Annotated in this window: 12 protein-coding genes; 5 read left to right on the forward strand and 7 right to left on the reverse strand. The window is 70.3% G+C overall.

The window, feature by feature from the left end; all coding sequences use genetic code 11:
* Window positions 1-6 precede the first annotated feature (6 nt).
* From WME82_RS19515 to WME82_RS19525, 3 genes are all read left to right on the forward strand, one after another.
* Window positions 7-2754 carry a sensor histidine kinase gene (locus tag WME82_RS19515; protein ID WP_438044071.1) on the forward strand — a complete coding sequence of 916 codons (2748 nt, stop codon included), beginning with the start codon at window positions 7-9 and terminating at the stop codon, window positions 2752-2754.
* 348 nt (window positions 2755-3102) lie between these two features.
* Entirely contained in the window at window positions 3103-3468 is a 366-nt protein-coding gene (locus tag WME82_RS19520) for a hypothetical protein (protein WP_438044072.1), read from the forward strand.
* Between the two features lie 219 nt (window positions 3469-3687).
* On the forward strand, window positions 3688-4143 hold the full coding sequence (locus WME82_RS19525) for a hypothetical protein (RefSeq protein WP_438044073.1): 456 nt from the start codon (window positions 3688-3690) through the stop codon (window positions 4141-4143).
* 162 nt (window positions 4144-4305) lie between these two features.
* Here WME82_RS19525 and WME82_RS19530 read toward each other — a convergent pair whose 3' ends face one another.
* The 6 genes from WME82_RS19530 to WME82_RS19555 all read right to left on the reverse strand — a co-directional run bounded on the left by WME82_RS19530 (window position 4306) and on the right by WME82_RS19555 (window position 12271).
* Complete coding sequence (locus tag WME82_RS19530; RefSeq protein WP_438044074.1) at window positions 4306-5856, reverse strand: hypothetical protein; 1551 nt, start codon at window positions 5854-5856, stop codon at window positions 4306-4308.
* A gap of 48 nt (window positions 5857-5904) precedes the next feature.
* Entirely contained in the window at window positions 5905-7317 is a 1413-nt protein-coding gene (locus WME82_RS19535) for a hypothetical protein (protein ID WP_438044075.1), read from the reverse strand.
* Between the two features lie 393 nt (window positions 7318-7710).
* Window positions 7711-8730 (reverse strand): extensin family protein, encoded by a 1020-nt coding sequence (locus WME82_RS19540; protein WP_438044076.1) that lies wholly within the window; start codon window positions 8728-8730, stop codon window positions 7711-7713.
* Between the two features lie 260 nt (window positions 8731-8990).
* Entirely contained in the window at window positions 8991-10076 is a 1086-nt protein-coding gene (locus WME82_RS19545; protein ID WP_438044077.1) for a transposase, read from the reverse strand.
* Window positions 10077-10686: 610 nt separating this feature from the next.
* Complete coding sequence (locus WME82_RS19550; RefSeq protein WP_438044078.1) at window positions 10687-11661, reverse strand: hypothetical protein; 975 nt, start codon at window positions 11659-11661, stop codon at window positions 10687-10689.
* A 118-nt stretch (window positions 11662-11779) separates the two neighbouring features.
* Window positions 11780-12271 (reverse strand): RNA polymerase sigma factor, encoded by a 492-nt coding sequence (locus tag WME82_RS19555; protein ID WP_438044079.1) that lies wholly within the window; start codon window positions 12269-12271, stop codon window positions 11780-11782.
* A 1105-nt stretch (window positions 12272-13376) separates the two neighbouring features.
* Here WME82_RS19555 and WME82_RS19560 point away from each other — a divergent pair.
* Window positions 13377-14294: a hypothetical protein gene (locus WME82_RS19560; protein WP_438044080.1), complete on the forward strand. Its 918-nt coding sequence runs from the start codon at window positions 13377-13379 to the stop codon at window positions 14292-14294.
* A gap of 183 nt (window positions 14295-14477) precedes the next feature.
* Here WME82_RS19560 and WME82_RS19565 read toward each other — a convergent pair whose 3' ends face one another.
* Window positions 14478-15182 carry a hypothetical protein gene (locus tag WME82_RS19565; protein ID WP_438044081.1) on the reverse strand — a complete coding sequence of 235 codons (705 nt, stop codon included), beginning with the start codon at window positions 15180-15182 and terminating at the stop codon, window positions 14478-14480.
* 619 nt (window positions 15183-15801) lie between these two features.
* On the opposite strand from WME82_RS19565, the gene WME82_RS19570 reads away from it, so the two are divergent.
* The gene (locus WME82_RS19570) at window positions 15802-17664 is read left to right on the forward strand and encodes a M14 family zinc carboxypeptidase (RefSeq protein ID WP_438044082.1); all 1863 of its coding nucleotides are present in this window, start codon (window positions 15802-15804) and stop codon (window positions 17662-17664) included.
* Window positions 17665-17709: the final 45 nt, after the last annotated feature.

Genomic DNA, 17709 nt, shown 5'->3' on the forward strand with positions numbered 1-17709 from the left:
GCGGGGATGAGCACCGGCCGCCGGACGAAGGAGCCGCCGAGAGCACACCGGGAAGAGGCGAGGAGCGACGACGCGCGCGGGGAGCAGGAGCCGGCGCGGCGCGGCGGCGAGGATCCGGCCGCCGGAGGCCTCGAGCGCGCGTACCCTCGCGTCCTGTACCTCTACGAGATCAGCAAGCAGCTCACGCGCTTCGAGGGCGCCGAGCGGACCGTCCCGTCGATCCTCGCGACCCTCGCGCGGGCGCTCCCCCTCCGCACCGCGCTCGTCCTCCTGGAGGTCCCGGGTCGCCCCGGGGTCAAGACCATCGTCTGGAGCGCCGAAGGTGTCGGCGCCGATCGACTCCAGGCAACCAGGTCCCATGCCGCGACCTCGTACGCTTACCTCACCGGCTCGGAGGCCGCGCGGCCGGCCGATCTGGACGGCGAGCCGACCGCGACGAACGCGCCCTCCGGACAGCCTGCCCGGGCCTCGCGGGCCGAGGCAGAGGAGCGCGGGTGCTTCCTCGTCCTCCCTCTCGTCATCGACCGCGGGCCGATCTTCGGCGTTCTCCAGATCGAGGGCGCCGCCCGTCTGGAGGAGCCGGATCTCGTGTTCATGAACGCGGCGGTCAACCAGCTCGCGATCGCGCTCGATCGCCAGGCGATCATCGACGCCAAGCAGGCGGCCGCGGAGGCGGCGCGAGCAGCGGCCCAGCGGAGGCAGGCCGAAGCCGACGAGCAGCGGGCCCTCGCCGAGGCGCTGCGGCAGCGTTACGAGGCGCTGGTGGACAACCTCGCTCGAGCGTTCGTCTGGGAGGCCGACGCGCGCACGCGCCAGGTCCTCTACGTGAGCGCGCGGGCCGAGGAGCTCCTCGGCTATCCGCGCGAGCGGTGGCTCGCGGAGCCCGACTTCTGGAGCCGTTGCGCCGAGCCGGACGATCGCGGCGAGCTCGAGCAGGCGCTCCGGAGGACGCTGGCCGCCGAGCGGGACCAGCGCTGCGACCACCGCTGTCGGACGGCGGACGGTCGCGTGCTCTGGCTCCACACCGGCATGCACCTGGTGAAGGACAGCGCCGGCGCGCCTCGGCTTCAAGGAGTCTCGATGGACGTCACCCCCGCGAAGGAGGTCGAGGCGAGGGTCCGTGAGCAGCTCGAGTTCACGCGGGCGGTGACCGGCAGCATCGGCGAGGGCGTGATCGCGATGGATCGCGAAGGGCGGATCACCTTCTTCAACCCCGCGGCCGAGCGCTTGCTCGGCTGGACGACGGAGGAGGTCGTGGGGCGGCGCGTCCAGGAGGTCGTCCAGATTCGACGCGCGGATGGGACGTCCGTACCCGACGAGGATCACCCCGCGCTGCGGGCGATCCACACGGGCGAGCCGGTCCGGAGCGACGAGGACGTGGTTTCACGCCGGGACCGAGCGCCCTTGCACGTCAGCTGCACGTTCGCCCCTCTGCAGCGAGCAGGGCAGATCTCGGGGGCGGTGCTCGTCTTCCGGGATATCATGGAGGTGAAGCGAGGCGAGCAGGTGCAGCGATTGTTCGCGGAGGTCAGCGCGGTCCTCGCCTCCTCGCTCGACTACGCGGAGACGGTCTCCTCGGTAGCGCGCCTGTCGGTGCACGCCCTGGCCGATCTCTACTTCGTCGACCTGGTCGACGAGAAAGGCTGTGTCGAGCGCCTCGCGCCGATGTCCGCCGATCCCGTGAGGCAACGGTTGGCCGAGCAGATGGGGGATTTCGCCCAGCGGCCGGGCTGGGAGACCCCGCAGGCGCGGGTGCTGCGGACCGGCGAGCCGCTCCTCATCCCTGGAATCACCGAGTCTGCCGGGGGGGCCGCCGACGATCCGGGCCATCGAGGGTCCCTCCGCGCAGGCGGCGCGGGAGCGGTGATGGTGGTGCCGCTCGTGGCCCGCGGGCGGACGATCGGCACGCTCACGTTCGTGACGACGGAGCCGAGCCGCCGCTACTCCGCCGCCGATCTGGTGGTGGCCGAGGAGGTGGCGCGCCGGGCCGCCACGGCCGTGGAGAATGCGCGCCTGTACCAGCACGCGCAGCGCGCCATTCGCACGCGGGACGATTTCCTCGCCATCGTCTCTCACGATCTCAAGAATCCGTTGAGCGCCATCTTGACGGCCGCGGCTCTCCTCATGCGGACATTGCCGGCCGACGAGCAGGGAGCGCCCGACAGGAGGAAGGCCGAGGTCATTCTCCTCGCTGCGCAGCGGATGCTCCGGATCATCGGTGATCTGCTCGACGTCGCCGCCATCGAGTCGGGTCGGCTGTCGATGGAGAAGCGGAGGCACGCGGCGGGCGCGCTCGTCCACGACGCGATCGAGATGGAGCGGGCGCTGGCGACGCAGAAGCACCTGGTGCTCGAGGGCGAGATCCACGGCGGGGGTGGCTTCGAGGTGCTCTGCGATCGCGAGAGGGTCCTCCAGGTCTTCGCGAACCTGATCGGCAACGCGATCAAGTTCACCGCGGAGGGAGGGGCCATCACGGTCCGAGCCGAGCCACGTGGCGACGAGGCGCTCTTCGCCGTGGCGGACACGGGGGCGGGGATCCGCGCCGACGAGCTCCCTCACATCTTCGATCGTTTCTGGCAGGTGGCGGAGACCGCGCGTCTGGGGACCGGGCTGGGGCTCACCATCGCGAAGGGCTTCGTGGAGGCCCTCGGCGGGAGGATCTGGGCGGAGAGTCAGCTCGGCGCTGGCGCCACGTTGTTCTTCACGCTCCCCCTCGCCCGGCCGGAGGGAGCCGCCGCCGGAGGGAGCCGCTAGAGAACGTCGTCCCGCGCCCCCGGGCTGCGCGTGGTAGCGGGAGGCGCGATGACAACTCGCAGCTGCCTTGTGTTCGCGCTCATCGCCGGTGTCGCTGGCGCCTTCATTGGACGGGTCTCTATGCGCGACGCGCCAGGCGCACAAGCGTTTCCGAGCGCATGGCCCCCGAGTTCGACTGCAGCATCTCCCGGCCGTGGCTGCAGAGAGGAACGCGCCGTTCTCGCCTCGACCAGGGCACAACTGGAACTCTGCACGGCTCTTCGTTCGCGGGTTCCCGAGGCCGAGCCATCTGGCGTTGCCAATCCATCCGAGGTCGATCCTCCGGAATCCCAGCCCTTCGACCAGCGCATGTCGAAGGTCGAAGAGATCCGTCGGAATCGCCGGCTCTTGGACAGCTATTCCGAGGCCGTGGTCGTCCAGCACCATGATGGGAGAACCGGTGTCTACAAACCTGACGAATGGCCGGATGACGGCGATGGGTACATCGTCGCGCGCAAGTTGCCCAGCGGACGGCTCGGAGTTTATGCAGGGCCAGACGCCGGACCACGCACAGATCCCGGCGCATTCCGGCCCTGGGATCCTCCGATCCCTCCGCGACGCGTCTGGAAGCGTGAACCGGATGGGACGATCACAATCGACGGAAAGCCTGCGAGCCCTGGCGTGCAGTTCATGTTCGGCGGAAAGATCGAACAACCGTCGAAGCCGCCGCAGTGAGAATGCGCCATGACAAGTTCTCGCGCCTTCGGGTTCGTCATCATTGCCGGGGCTGGCATCCTTGGCGTCTTCCTCGGACGCGCCGTACCCCACGATGCGCCAGGTGCCGCAGCGGATGCTAGCGGGTCACCCACGTCTCCGGGCACGACGCCTGCCGACGATGAGTGCGAGGCCGAACGAAGCGCCCTGGCCTCGACCAGGCAAAAATTGGATGTGTGCATGGCCATTGACACGGCGGAACCAGAGGCCGCGCCGTCCAGCGTTCCTGAGACCCCCGAGCCCGAGCCTCCAGCTTCCAACGTCGAACCGACCGTCCAAGAGATCATCGCCGAAGAGATCAGGAGCTATCACGGTCGTCTGGACAGCCTACCCGAGGCTGTGATCGTTCAAGAGGCGGATGGGACGATCGGCATCCATAAACCCGACGATTGGCCGATCGACGGTGACGGCCTCATCATCGGACGAAAGCTCCCCAGCGGAGAGATAGGATGGTATGCCGGGCCAGATGCCGGACCACGCTCCGATCCTGCCGCGTTTCGACCAACCAAGTCCGTAATCGTCTTTGCGCACGACTTCGTGCGTGAAGCAGACGGGGCGATCAGAGTACGTCGAGGTGCTCCAGCTTGGATAAAGCGCAGGCTCGGCGAGAGGGTCGATGAGCCGGCGAGTCCGTAGCTCATCGAGATCGGTGCAGAATCTCTCTTCGGTCGCGCTGAGGCGCCGGCCGGTTGCGGTCGGACCAGGGCGGCGTGGGCGCGGAGGACGGCGCCGGGGGCGAGCTCTGTCGCGATGGGGAAGACGGCCCGATCCGTCGAACGACCTGGCCCGCAACCCGGCCTACTCCGGGAAGCGCAGCGTCTCCACGGCGACGCCATCGTCTCCGGTCGTCATGGTGCCGTCATGGCTCCAGCTCGTGCCGCCTGGGCCCGGCAGGCCCAGCTCGAAGGTGACCCCCTCCAGCGTGAGCTGGTCCTCGTCGAGGTAGGCGATCCCGATCACGTCGCCGCCGCGCCCGGGGCCGCCGTAGCCGCCGTCGCCTCCATAACCGCCGCTGCCACCGCGGCACGCCGGTGCGCCGTCGTAGCCGTCGCCGCCGTACCCGCCTCGTCCGGGTTTGCCACCTTGCTGGGGCGGCCCTCCGTGGCCTCCCCGCCCGCCGGCGGGCGCCTTGATGACGCTGTCCCGGACCGTCACCCTGGCGTGCAGCGCGGCGATGCCGATCGACGGCGAGCCGTTCTCGCCGGCTCGACCCCCTCGGCCGCCACAGCCGCCAGCGCCTCCAGAGCCGCCGCCGGCCCCTCCCTTGTCCGCCGCCATGCACACGGCGAGCCCGCCGCGCCGGCCGCCGCCCCCGCCTCCGCCCTGGCCCGGCGTGCCCCTGCCGCCGTCCGTCCCCTTGTCGCCCTCCCATCCCGTCTCGGTGAGGCGCCCGATGCCCTGGCCGGCCGCCCCCGACGTTCCCGAGGACCCGGAGAGCCCGGACTGGCCGTTCCAGCAGGCGCTCTCCTCACGCTCCGCGTCGCCGCCGAGGCCTGAGGTCGGGTCGGCCGCCGGCACCGGTTCGCCGGTGGCCCCGTCCTCGGCTCCCGAGGGCAGCCCATCACCGCCTTTGCCGCCGGTGCTCGCCGTGCCGTCGGGGCCGTCGTCACACGGGTTCGTCACCGCCGCGCCCCCGGGGATCCTGGCGGCGGAGCACGCGTCCTCACCGAGCAGGCCATCGGGGCCGGTCGCTGCTCGGCTCGGCCATGCCTCCCCGTCGTGGCCCGCCCTGCCGTAATTGAACGCCCTGATCTCGCTGCGGACGATCTCCACCGCGGTGTTGGACTGAACGAGCACCCCGATCTGGGTCCCGCTCAGGACCCACACGTGATCGAGCGTCGAGACCCCGTCCGCGGCCCCCGTGTCGCCGGGGCGCGCCGGCTCGACGATCACCGCGATCCGCGCATCGGGCTCGGAATTGATACGGCCGCTGTCGTCGCTGCTCCGGCGCCTCCATTCGAGGAAGTCGAAGCCGCCATGGATGTCCACGCCGGAAGGAAGCCTGATCGCCCCCACGAAGGTATCGTCGGTCACGAACACGCGACCGCGCCCGGTGCGAGCGAGCTCGATCCCCCGCTGGATCGAGCGAACCGGCCGGTCCTTCGTGCCGGGGTTCGCGTCGTTGCCGCCGAGGATCTCGCTGTTGACGAACACCCCGCAGCCGTCGAGGGCGCGATCCGCGGCGAGCTCCTCGAGGCACGCCGACTCCGGGACGGCATCGCCCGGACAGGCGGACGGAGCGTCGCACGGCGGTGCGCCGCCCGGCTCGTTCACCTCCGGAGAGTTCCCGCAACCGGCCATGGCGAGCGGTAGGACGACGAACGGAAGGAACACGGACTTGACGCGCATGGGCATGCCTCACCGGAAGCGTCCCTGGGGACGCACGCTATCAAGGCGCTAACGGGGCAGCTCGTTCGGCCCGCTGAACGCCTGGGTCTGCGCCGAAGAACCGAAGCCGCCTTTGCCAGCCTCATCGGTCGTGGCGGCGTTCCCCGCGAGGCCGCCCTCGCCGGCCGCTCCGACCGTGATCACGGTGCCGGGCCGGAGGACCAGGTTGGGGACCACGTACGCGATGCCGATGGACGGGCCGCCGAGCCCGCCGCCGGCGTCGCCCCCGCGACCGCCGTTGCCGCCGTTGCCGCCATGGCAGGCGTTCCACATCCCGTCCACGAACCCCTTGCCACCGTACCCGCCGTGCTTGCCGAAGCCGCCCGGTTGGCCCGTTCCGCCGGTCCCCCCGTTCCCGCCGCGGCCCGTGACCACCTCGGTGGCCTCGACCGTGAGCTCCGTGCCCTCCAGCGCCACGATGCCGATGCTCGCGCCGCCGTAGCCGCCGCCCTTGCCGCCCAGGCCACCGCAGCCGCCGCCGCCCCCCGAGCCGCCGGACGCCCCGGTCTGGGGTCCGGAGGCCGGGCACACGCGGAGACTCACGCCGTCGCGCGACCTGCTTCCGCCGCCGCCGCCCCCGGCCTGGCCGACACCGCCCCGCTCCCCGTCCTCACCGCGGACACCGATCCACCCGTCGTCGGTGAGGTAACCAATTCCGGCCGCGCCGCTGGCGCGGCCATGGTCCGCGCCGGGCGCGCCATCTTTCCCCTCGCTGCATGCTGCCATGCTGCCGGCGCCGGCTCCTCCGAGGCCCTTGCCCTCGGCGTTCGGTGCGGGCTCGGGCCGTCCCGAAGCGCCGTCGCCGCCCTGCTCGATCCCGCCGTAGCCCCCGTACCCGCCCGTCGACTCGATGCCCTCGCCGCACGCGGTCACGACCGGAAGCGCGCCCGCCGCGGCGCCCTCCGTGCAGGCGTCCGCCCCGTCGTTCCCGAACTGCCCGCTCTGCGCGCTGGCGCTCGGCGCGTCCTCGCCGGGCTCCCCGTCCTTGCCGTTGCCCGCGATGACCACGCTCGACACCAGCTTCACCCTGGCGCCGTAGCTCAGGATCACCGCGATCGACGACCTGCCGTCGATCGCCGAGGCGTCCGCCGCCACGACGCGCACGCCGGAGATCGTCGACGTCGCGTCCTCCCCCTCGATGACGCGCAGCGGGACCCCCCCGGGCGGCGCGATGGTCGTCCGGTGAGCGGGCCCGCCGAACGACCAATCGCCCCCCTCGCAGAGACGGCCGCCCCAGAGATCGACGCCCGAGGGCAGCGAGATCGCCTCCTCGAACACCTCGCCGCACGCGTACACGCGCCGGGTCGGCCCCTCGCCGCCGCCTCGCCTGGTCGCGGCCAGCCCGACCGCGCGCTGGAGCGTCTTCACCGGCGCGTCCTTCGTGCCGGGGTGGTCGTCGTCGCCGTGCTCGCTGACGAACACCCCGCACTCGTCGAGTGCCGGCGCCGTGCCGGGCTCTCCCTCGCACGGTCCGGGCGGCCGCTCCGGATCCGGAGCGCACGTGCGCGTCTCCCAGCAGGCATCGGAGTACGTGCACGCGGTCGATGTGCTCGCGGTCCATGCGCAGAGCGCAACAGCGACAACGGACGCTCGCCTGGTGGCTTTGCCCTGGATCCCCATATTCCGCGTGCACGGTAGTCGCGCCAGCCGCGCAGCGTCAACCAGCAGGAACCCGCATCAAGGAGCATTTTCCGGTGAAAAATGTCTCTCGATAACGCAATGCGGCCCGCTGGTCAGCGTATGTGCGGGCCTTTCGCTTCCGGTGGGCACTCGATCCGTCCAGTGCTTCGGAGCGACACGCGCCGTGACGCGCGCTCACTCCAGCAGAAAGTAGCGTGCGTCTCGCTTGATATCGAAATGGAAGTGATCCGCGTGCGCCTCGTTCGCGTTGGGCGTGAGGACGACGTTGAACAGCCCGCTCGTGGAGATGGAACAGAGGATCTCCCGCAGCTCGAGCGCGTGGGGGCTGGGCGCCTTCGGCTCCGATCCGGGGCCGCACGGCGGCGCGCCGATGGCGCCGAGCCAGTCGGCCTTCACGTCGAGTCGAGTCCCGTCGGCCTTCACGAAGGCAGCGACGTCGATGGCGAGCCCGAGGGCGTGCTGGTTGGGGCGCCCGGGCGCCGCCGCCGGCTTTTTCGCGGCGCGCTCGCCCGGCTTCGCCCCTTTGCCGGCGGCCTTCGGGGTCTTCTTGCCTGCCGGCGGCTTCGCGGGCGCCTTCGTCGGCGCCACGGCGCCGGCTGGACCGGGCCGGTGCATGCTGAAGTGCACAACCTCGACGATCCCGCGCGTCGCCAGGAACGCGGCGAGATCGTCGAGCGCGAGGACCAGCCGGCAATCGGCGATGTCGAACGGGGAGGCCGACCTGGGCTTCGCGACCCCGTCGCCGCGGAAGGTGACCCCGCGCAGCGGGCCGGTGATCCTGATCGGCCGGTCGACCAGCGGGGCGCCGCGCGCCGGGGCGTGCGGGATCCCGCGGCGCTTCATCTCCCTGTCGCAACCGTCGGCCGAGAGCCCACCGTAGGTGGCCGCGCGCGACGAGGCGGACCACGCGGGCAGCTCGAACGGCGCGCCGCCCGCGTCCCAGCCGCCGTCCAGGAGGGCGGCCGCGCCGTCCGCAGGCGCAGGCGCGCCGGCGTCGCCGTCCAGAGGGCCGTCCCCGCCATCCGCGAGCGCCGTCGCTGCACCGGGGGGCGCGGGCGCCGCCGCTGCGGGGGCATCGACCCGCTCCTCCGAAGCGTGGCGTAGTGAGGCGATGCCGAGCGGCGTGAGGAGCGCCGCAGCGCCGATCAGGGCCGCGCCCAGGGTCAGCGCACGGCGGGAAGGGAGCGCGCTCATCTCTGGCGGAGCTTAGGAGAAACCGGGCAGTCTGGCAGCCTTCGTGGCACCGGACACGGTCGGGGAGAGGCTCCCCGCAGCCTTCGTGGCACCGGACACGGGCCAGGGGAAGCTCCTCGCAGCCTTCATCGCACCGGACACGGTCGGGGAGAGGCTCCCCGCAGCCTTCGTGGCACCGGACACGGGTGGTGCTGCACTTTGGCCCGAAGTGCAGCACTCGCGCTCAAAGTACAGCACCCTGCACGCGCAAAGTGCAGCACTCACGACCCCTCCGGGGGATCGAACAGGGACAACTGGACCGGACCGCGGGGCGGCTCGGGAGGAGGAGGCGGAACGGCCTGGACCGGGGATGCCGGCGGAGGAGGGGGCTCGCTCCGGCGCCGTTGCTTCAGCGCGGGCGTCGGCTCGGTCACGAGGCGGAGGAACCCGCGACCGTTCGGAAGCGCCCTCGCTGGCGCGGAGGGCTCGCGATGAGTGAGCGGCTGCGCCTCGGGAGCGGTCCCCTCCTCCTCGGCCGTGAGCGTCTCCAGGAGCTCGTCCAGGCCCCACACGTGGTCGGTGATGCCGGCCTGCATCGCGGGCGTGACGCGGAGCGTGCGGATCACTCTGGTCAGGTTGTACGCCACGTAGTTCAGGGCGACCGCCGCGGCGTGGTGATTGGCCTTCTTACTGAAGGCCAGACAGAGCCTTCTCATGCGGCCGTTGGTGTGGCGCGTGGAGCCGTTCTGGCGTTCGACGTAGGACGTCGACGCCTTCGCCGGGTCGGGCGCGCCGTAGACCACGGACTTCGTGATGAAGGGGTCGCGCGGCGGCTCGTACCGGTGGTCATCGTCTCGGCGCCCTCGGCTGCCAGAGCGGTAGTTCTTCACCGTCTGCATGTAGTCGATGCTCGGTCCGAACGACGTACCCACGGCGGAAATGTAAGGCGCGAAACCGTCGCTGGTCAGCTGCGGCATGACCAGCATGCGGGCGCGAAGGTCCTTGATGAAGGCGTCTGTCGTCGCCTGGTCGCGCTTGCCGACACGCCAGCAGATGACCATGCGGCTGGTCGCGTCGATGGCAACGAAGGTGTACGCCTCCCCCACGTCGGGCGGGTCGGCCTCGGTCACGCGGGACTGCTTCTTCTGCACGAAGGACCAGACCTCATCGACCTGCACGAGGCTGCACTGCACGTCTCGCACGAGGCGGTCATGCAGGCGCACTGCACCGGCCCCCAGCGCCAGCAGCAGGCGCGTGATGGTGCGGTGGTTGACCTCGGTCATGCGCTCGACCGCCCGGATGCTGTTGCCGTCCAGGAGCGCCGCGAGCACACGCAGGCGCTTCTCCGCCGGGAGCACGTTCGCCACGGGACCCTTGCCTTTCCCCAGCGGAGGGCCCACGATCCGGTCTGCCAGGACGTCGGACGGGTCGCTCCGCTCGGCTTCTGCCGCCCTGCTCCTAGTTTGCCGCTGGGAGCGGGGCGTTTTCGTCTAAGGTCCTCTGATTATAGCGGTTTTGCCGAGGAAAACCGCTCGGAAGGGCACCCGGCAGATGCCGACAGGACGGGGTATGTCATAGCACGGCTGGCTCGTGCCCCTCCGACGGCGCCACAGCGCCGTGGTGACCGCCGTCGCAGCAGCGAACACAGAGGAGCCAGTGCATGAACGTTACAGAATTGGCGCACAGCGCGATACTCGATGCCTCGTGCAAATTTGCCGAGGCCGCAGGGCGCTGCCTGGAAGGCGGGGCGCATGCGGATACCGACAAGGCCATCAGGCTACTGGAAGTGAGCGTTATGGCGTTTATGGTGTGCGGGCGACTCGCAGCTTGCGCCGCTAGCCACGCACACGCGCAGCGCTCGGAGGCACCAGGGATGTCGACAGAGGGAGGCGAGGCCAACACGAGTCCGTCAAGTCGCCGGCCAGTGCCAGACCTGGGCACTGACGAAGGATGGGCATACGCTGCCAACAACCCTCCCTAGACAAGTCGCTGCGGTCCGCTCTGTTTAATCACCCATCTAGGCTGGCCCGTATGGGCCTCTGGCTCCGCAGGACTGAGTTCAACGCGCAGTACAATTGGAGAATCAACGTCGAGGGCATGGAGCGTGGTTGTTATGTGGAGTTCGGACTTGACCAGTTTGCCAAGAGCAGACGTACGGACGCCGTGTGCTAGCATCAGCCCAGCTCCACTCACGATGGTTTCCGTTGCGCTCTCAACTACCGTCACGGACGCCTTCCTTGTCTCGGCGTGCATGGTTGGGAGCAGTCGATCGACCTTGAAGTCGACCGTGTCTGTGCGTCCAGGAATACCAAGCGTCATGGAGCACATGTGCAGGGGAAAGATCGCTTGTCCACCGCCTGGGACGCTTACGTATACGTGCACCATGCACGATATGAATTTGTCTCCATGGGCTGAGCCCTCGCCGATGGTCACGTTGATTATGTCACACCGAGGTCTCACGCTCATCGGGGCGAGCAGCCTTACGAGGTGCTCTCGAGTCGCGGTTCTTGCTGAGGTGCCTTCGCGCCACGGCACCTCTTTGTCTGGCCGGCGTATGTCTGTTCCTGTCAAGACGTACGGCGCCCTGGATGTGTCGAAAAGCAGCGCCACTACTGGCGCGTCAACCGTGGGGACAACGATGGACTCAAGCAGGCTCGGTGCCAGTCCGTCAAAGTGCGACTTGAATATGTCGAGGAATACCGCGAGCTCTTCGATCCCAGCGCCAGGGATCGTCGGCGTCCTTTCGTGGACGCCTATTACCCACAGTATCTGGGCGCCGCGCGCCGCGTTCGCGTGTGCCGCAATCTGGCGCGTAAACTCGTACCGTTTCTCCTTTGTAGCTTCGGGCCACTGGCGCTTCAGCTCCACATATGAGTCCTCCACCGGTTCTCCGCGCTTTACGCGGTCGATGATGCCGAGAACCCTGACCTCCAGCTGCGAGTGGACTGGCATGCCCACGTTGGTAGCGGAAGTGGAGATGCCTTGTAACTCGCCGCACGTCCAGCGGCAGGCGTTCAGGATGTGGCGGGATGAGGCGGAGGGAGGCGAGATGATGGCGGGGAGAGGCGGGTTACCGGCGTCGGCGCAGCTTCAGCGCCAGTGCCTCCCGAGCGATGCGGAGCCTGGACGCCGCCGTGTGCGGGTTCATTCGGCGCCGTCGGGCGTAGGCGGCAAGGCTCTCCGGGTCGTCGACGGAGAGGAGCGCCTCCAGTTGCCAGGGCGGGAGCTCGGTCATGGCGTCCAGCACCTCGCGCGCCTCGATCTGCGCCTCCAAGCTCGGCCCGACAGGCTCGCGCAGCAGGCCGAGCGGGCTCGGGTGGAGGACCGCGTGACGGACGTACGCGCTGTGCACGTAGTGCGAGGCGAGGCGCCACGCGATGCCGTGCAGCCACTTCCGGAGCGCGTCCCGGGGCTTGTCCTTCGGGTCAGGTCTGTAGAGCCCACGGCGGACGGCGTTCCAGGCGTTGAGCAACACCTCGGCCTCCACGTCGCGGCGGTCGCGCTTCGGGATGCCGGCGAGCGTCGCCAGGACGAGGGGGCGCTCGGCAAGGATCGCGTCCATCGTCGGCTTCTTCCTGGGATGTCGAGCGGCAGGCGGGCGGCGAGCCCCCTTCCGCGGCTTGGTCACCCGGACCTCCCGCACGTCGGGCAGCGGTCCGCTGCGACGGGGCGGCCGAGTAGGCGCTCGATCGTCGTTCCAGCCGCACGCGCGGCGCGCATGGCGGTGCCGGGCGACCCGGCGAACTGGCCAGAGGCGATCGCGCGGATCGAACGGGTCGGCATGCCCATCACCTCGGCGAGGCATGCCCAGGTGCCGTACGCGGCCCGCAGGTTCTTCAGCGCCGCCCGGAGGCGCTTGCGCTCGGGTTCGGTGAGGGAACGGGTGACGAAGGGGCGGCGGCTGCGTGTGGATACACGTCCGCCTTGCCCACCGTCGGGTGGGATCAGGTATAGCTGCACTGTCGGACTCCGCTCTGATCGGGGTTCGGCCACGCAGCCCGGGCGACGCCAATCGCCGCGGGCTGCACTACTTCCGGCCGAACTTAGCCCGTCAGCACGGGGCCGGAGTCAAAGTGCAGCACTCAGATCCAAAGTGCAGCACTACCCGGACACGGGCCAGGGGAAGCTCCCCGCAGCCTTCATCGCACCGGACACGGTCGGGGAGAGGCTCCCCGCAGCCTTCGTGGCACCGGACACGGGCCAGGGGAGGCTCCCCGCAGCCTTCGCGGCACCGGCCACGGTCGGGGAGAGGCTCCGCGCAGCCTTCGTGGCAAGGGAGACGGTGGCCCGTAACGGTGCTCTCTGGTTCATGGCACAGCGCGTGCTGTCCAACCATCGCCACATCCAGCGCGCCTGTCACGGAGCGAGCAGCACCCGAGCCACTGGCTCGCGCTCCGCAAGGGCCGGGCTCCCTTCTGGCAGGGCGACGTCGCTATCCAGCCCCGCGCGGGCCCGAGCGCCATGGCGCAAGATTACGACGTTCGGCGGCACGCCGTCAGAAAATCAGCCGTGAGGTCGATTGACGGCTTAACGGGGGTGATTATCCCTGCCCGGAACGTCCGGTGTGCGCCTGACGTTCTCGACACGTCCAGCGCGCGGGGGTGAGGAGCGCACCGTACCTGTTCTCCGCTGCTCCGCGACGACGAACAACGAGAGGTCATTCCCTCATGACGAAGCCTTCTCCACTCAAGAAGAAGCCTGCCCCCAAGAAGCCCGCGGCCCCGCCCCAGGCGGCGGCGGCGTTCGACGAGACCCTGCCCGAGATCGAGGCGCTCAGCCCCGATCGGCTCATCGCCATCAACCTCGATATTCCCCGTGTGGTCTCCCAGGTGCTGGGCGTATTGCCCGGCCTCCGCGCGCTGCGCTCCGCCATCGCGGAGCGCCTGCCGACGCACGAGCTCGCGTCGCTCGACCGGCTCGAGGCTTACGCGCTCGCGGCCTGGTACGCGCACCTCGCGTGGCTGTCGAGCGGAGGCGCCGAGAACGCGCTGAAGCCGCTGCTCGCGGAGGCGGCCCCGCTGCGCGAGAACCTGCTGAGCGACGCCGAGGCGCTGGCCCGCCGCGGCCTGCTCGACGCGGACACGGTCGCGGAGATCCGCGCCGGACAAGGGTACATCGACACGGCCAATGACCTCGTCGCCCTCTCGGCGCTCTTCACTGCGAGCTGGTCGGAGGTCGCCGGCAGGACGGCGGCGACCGAGGAAGAAGTGAGGCGCGCCGGGGAGATCGGGCCGCAGATCCTCGCGGCCCTCGGCGTGAGGGAGCACGGCAAAGGTCCCGGGCCGACCGAGGCCGCGGACAGGAGGGCGCGGGCGTTCTCGCTGCTCGTCCACGCCTACGACCAGGCCCGCCGCGCCGTCACGTACCTGCGCTGGGACGAGGGGGACGCCGATGCGATCGCCCCGTCTCTCTACAAGGGCCGCACAGGCCGCGCGGCGTCGTCCAGCGATGCCGCCGCCGCGCCGGCAGACGAGGCCCCGGCTGCCCTGCCGGCGCCGGCGCCCACGGGTACGGCGGCGCCCACGGGTACGGCGGCGCCATCGGGGCCCGGCGCCGCACTGAACGGCGCGCCGTTCACCGGTTAACCATCGCCGCCCACCTCCGCGGCGGACGCCTTCGAAGAACATCCGAACGCTGCGCGGCCGTCCGGCACGCCAGCGATCAGGAATGATGCGCTGGTGCCCCTGTGCCCGCCAGGCGCTCGCGTCCTCACCAAGAGCCGTCATCGGCCGGCCGACCGTGGCCGAGCCATGTCCATCCTCATGGGGCTACCTGGTGATGAAATGGCACTGGACGGCGCGGCGCTTGCCGTTGACGAAGAGCTGCGCACACGCCTTGCCGTACTTCGGGAGCGTGCGGTCCTTCTTGATATTGAAGGTCGGCACAGTGCCAACCTTGCACGTGGTGTGCAGGGGCCCGCGCGTGATCCTGTACGTCTTGCCGGACGTATCGGCGTAGTGGAATTCGATCCGGGCGTTGCAGAACCGGCTCAGGAGGGCAGCGGGACCGACACAATCCACGCCAGCGATCTGGTCCCTGATCTTTCGTCCGGCGCCCTTGATCACGTGGGTGAGGGCGCACCCGGTAGGCACGTTGATGGTGGCGCCTCCGATGGTGTAGCTGAACGTCTGGACGGCGGCGCTCCCGGCAGCCGATCGCACGCTGAATCGGGAGCTGGGTGCCTCGACCTGCGCCTCCTCCTGCGTCGTCACGGCATCACCCTGCGCCTCCTCGACATCGACGTCGTCGGCGAGATCCTCCCCTGCGTCATCGGAGGGAACGCCGCCCTCCTCCTGCGAGGGAACACTTCCCCGGAAGACGACAAGAGGCGCGGATACGCGCCCGGTCAGGGCGCCGGCGTCGCCGGCCATGGCCGGCGTGGCCAGAACGAGCGGAGCCGTCGCCGCGCCGATGACGGCTGCTGTGCCGATGGTGGCTGCCGTGACGAGCGAGCGTGAAGACTTCCAGAACATGGGGTGCTCCTGGTGTGGTGATCCGACACAAGTCCGAGCGCCAGCGACGCGCCACCGGTGGGCGGTGACGTCAGTGACCGGAGGTGACACGTGGCGAGCAGTCAAACGAATATCGAATTTCTGGTTCGAGTGTGCTGTTGGCTCCCACCGAGCGCTCATGCAGAACTGATACCAGCGCCAAGCTCGACCAACCCGCGCCGCCCCGGGGAAAGGAAAAGCGAAACGATTCGAGGAGACCAAGGGCGAATCGCCAGGCTCACCTCAGGCGACAGGAGTTTTTCTGGCGCGATACGCCTTCCTCCTGGGAAATGACGCTGCATCAACAATGGTTTCCATCCATCCAAGGGGCCGCGTTCACGCCGGTGGCTTCCCCCACGCGCTGGTTGTCAAATCAGCGGTGAGGCCCCCCTTGGCCTGCGCTCGAGGCTCGCTGGGCTCGCTGGGCACGATGACGGCCAGCCAGGCTCTTCGCGAACCGGTGCTCCACCATGATTTTCGATATTCGCGCGATCGCGGGTGATCAGCGTCCGGCTCGACTGACCGGCATCGCGCTTGGCCTGCCTATGGCCGGGGATCGCGCCATTGCCGTTCGACACGGAATTTGCTCGACTCCCCCCCGATGTCTCGCCCCTGCATCGCGGCCCCTGGCCGCCTCGACTCCCTCGGCCGCCGCCACATCGCCCTCGGGATCGCGCTGGCCGCGCTGCTCGCGCCACGCCAGGCCCCGGCGCGCGGCGCGCCGGCCGGCGGCGGGCCAGCGCCGTCTGCGCGTCCCGAGGCGCCCTCGCTCGTCACCGAGGCCGAGCGGACCGGCTTCCGGCGCACCGGTCGTTATGCCGAGGTCGAGCGGCTATGCCGCGGCTTCGAGCAGGCCTATCCGGGCCGCGCCCGCTGCGTCCGTTTCGGTACGACGCCCGAGGGCAGGCCCATGCTCGCGATCGCCGCCTCCGACGACGGCACGCTCGACCCCGCGGCGGCGCGGGCGAAGCGGCGCCCGGTGATCCTGTTCCAGGGCGGCATCCACGCCGGCGAGATCGACGGCAAGGACGGCGGCTTCTGGGCGCTCCGCGAGCTGCTCGACGGCGCGATGGCGCCCGGCGCCCTCGCGGCGGCCACGGCGGTGTTCGTGCCGGTGTTCAACGTCGACGGCCACGAGCGGTTCCGTCGAAACCAGCGGCCCAACCAGCGCGGCCCCGAGGAGATGGGCTTCCGCGCCACAGCGCAGAACCTCAACCTGAACCGCGATACCATGAAGGCCGAGGCGCCCGAGATGCGGGCCATGCTGGCGCTCCTCGACGCCTGGGATCCGGTGGTCCAGGTCGACCTGCACACGACGGACGGCGCGAAGTTCCAGCACGACATCGCGGTGGTCGTGGAGCCCTCGGTGCCTCACCCCGGCGGACTCGACGCCGTGGCGCGCGCCCTCTCGGGGGAGCTCCAGGCGCGCCTCTCGGCGCTCGGTCACCTGCCGCTCCCGTTCTACCCGGCCTTCCGCGAGGACGACGACCCCTCGTCGGGGATCTCCACCGAGCCGGGGCCGCCGCGCTTCTCGCAGTCCTACAGCGCTGCCCGCAACCGCATCGGGGTGCTCGTCGAGACGCACAGCTGGGCCACCCACGCCGAGCGCGTGCGCGCGGTGCACGACCTCCTCGCGGCGCTCTTCGAGCGCGTCTCCTCCGGCTCCGGCGCGGGCGCCCTCCGCGCCGCGGCCGAGCGCGCGGACGCCGCGAGCGCGCGCCTCGCCGGCGTCCCCTTCGCCCTGACGCACCGCGCGGGGCCGGTCTCGCGCATCTTCCCGTTCCGCGGCTTCGCTTACGAGAAGCGCGCCTCGGAGATCTCGGGCGGCACGTGGACCCGTTACGACGAGTCCCGCCCGCAGATCTGGCGCGTGCCGCTGTTCGACCGCATCCAGCCGGACCTGACGGTCACCGCGCCCGAGGCCGGCTACGTCATCCCGGCGGCGCACGCGGCCTGGGTGGCCGACAAGCTGCGCCTGCACGGCGTGCGTTACCAGATCCTCCCCGAGGCTCGCCCCGGCTTCGCCGTCGAGGCGTTCCGGGCCGACGCGGTGACGTTCGAGCGGCCCTTCGAGGGTCGGACGCGCGTGAAGCTCCAGGGCGCCTTCCGGCCGGAGCGGCAGGATCTTCAGGCCGGCTCCCTGTTCGTTCCCATCGCGCAGCCGCGGGCGCCCCTCGTCCTGCACCTCCTCGAGCCGCTCGCGCCCGACTCCCTCGTCGCCTGGGGCTTCTTCAACACCTCCTTCGAGCGCAAGGAGTACATGGAAGCCTACGTGGCCGAGGAGGAGGCGCGCAGCATGCTCGCCGCGGATCCGGCGCTGCGCAACGAGTTCAATGCGCGCCTGCGCGATCCTGCGTTTGCGAACGACGCGAAGGCCCGGCTCGATTTCTTCTACAAGCGCCATCCGTCCTGGGACGAGCGCGTGAATCTCGTCCCGGTATTCCGCGTCGCCGCGCCGCCGTGACAGGCCTCTCCTTCGTTTCGTCTGCTTCGCCTGCGCTCCGGCTCT

It is taken from the genome of Sorangium sp. So ce128, from assembly GCF_051525245.1.
Taxonomy (GTDB): Bacteria; Myxococcota_A; Polyangia; order Polyangiales; family Polyangiaceae; genus Sorangium; species Sorangium cellulosum_B.

Excerpts from the sequence above, each read along its gene's own strand:
- WME82_RS19560 (WP_438044080.1), top strand. The coding sequence starts at position 13,377 with ATGACGAAGCCTTCTCCACTCAAGAAGAAGCCTGCCCCCAAGAAGCCC.
- WME82_RS19550 (WP_438044078.1), bottom strand. The coding sequence starts at position 11,661 with ATGCCAGTCCACTCGCAGCTGGAGGTCAGGGTTCTCGGCATCATCGAC.
- WME82_RS19515 (WP_438044071.1), top strand. The coding sequence starts at position 7 with ATGAGCACCGGCCGCCGGACGAAGGAGCCGCCGAGAGCACACCGGGAA.
- WME82_RS19520 (WP_438044072.1), top strand. The coding sequence starts at position 3,103 with ATGTCGAAGGTCGAAGAGATCCGTCGGAATCGCCGGCTCTTGGACAGC.
- WME82_RS19565 (WP_438044081.1), bottom strand. The coding sequence starts at position 15,182 with ATGTTCTGGAAGTCTTCACGCTCGCTCGTCACGGCAGCCACCATCGGC.
- WME82_RS19570 (WP_438044082.1), top strand. The coding sequence starts at position 15,802 with ATGTCTCGCCCCTGCATCGCGGCCCCTGGCCGCCTCGACTCCCTCGGC.
- WME82_RS19540 (WP_438044076.1), bottom strand. The coding sequence starts at position 8,730 with ATGAGCGCGCTCCCTTCCCGCCGTGCGCTGACCCTGGGCGCGGCCCTG.
- WME82_RS19555 (WP_438044079.1), bottom strand. The coding sequence starts at position 12,271 with ATGGACGCGATCCTTGCCGAGCGCCCCCTCGTCCTGGCGACGCTCGCC.
- WME82_RS19530 (WP_438044074.1), bottom strand. The coding sequence starts at position 5,856 with ATGCGCGTCAAGTCCGTGTTCCTTCCGTTCGTCGTCCTACCGCTCGCC.
- WME82_RS19525 (WP_438044073.1), top strand. The coding sequence starts at position 3,688 with ATGGCCATTGACACGGCGGAACCAGAGGCCGCGCCGTCCAGCGTTCCT.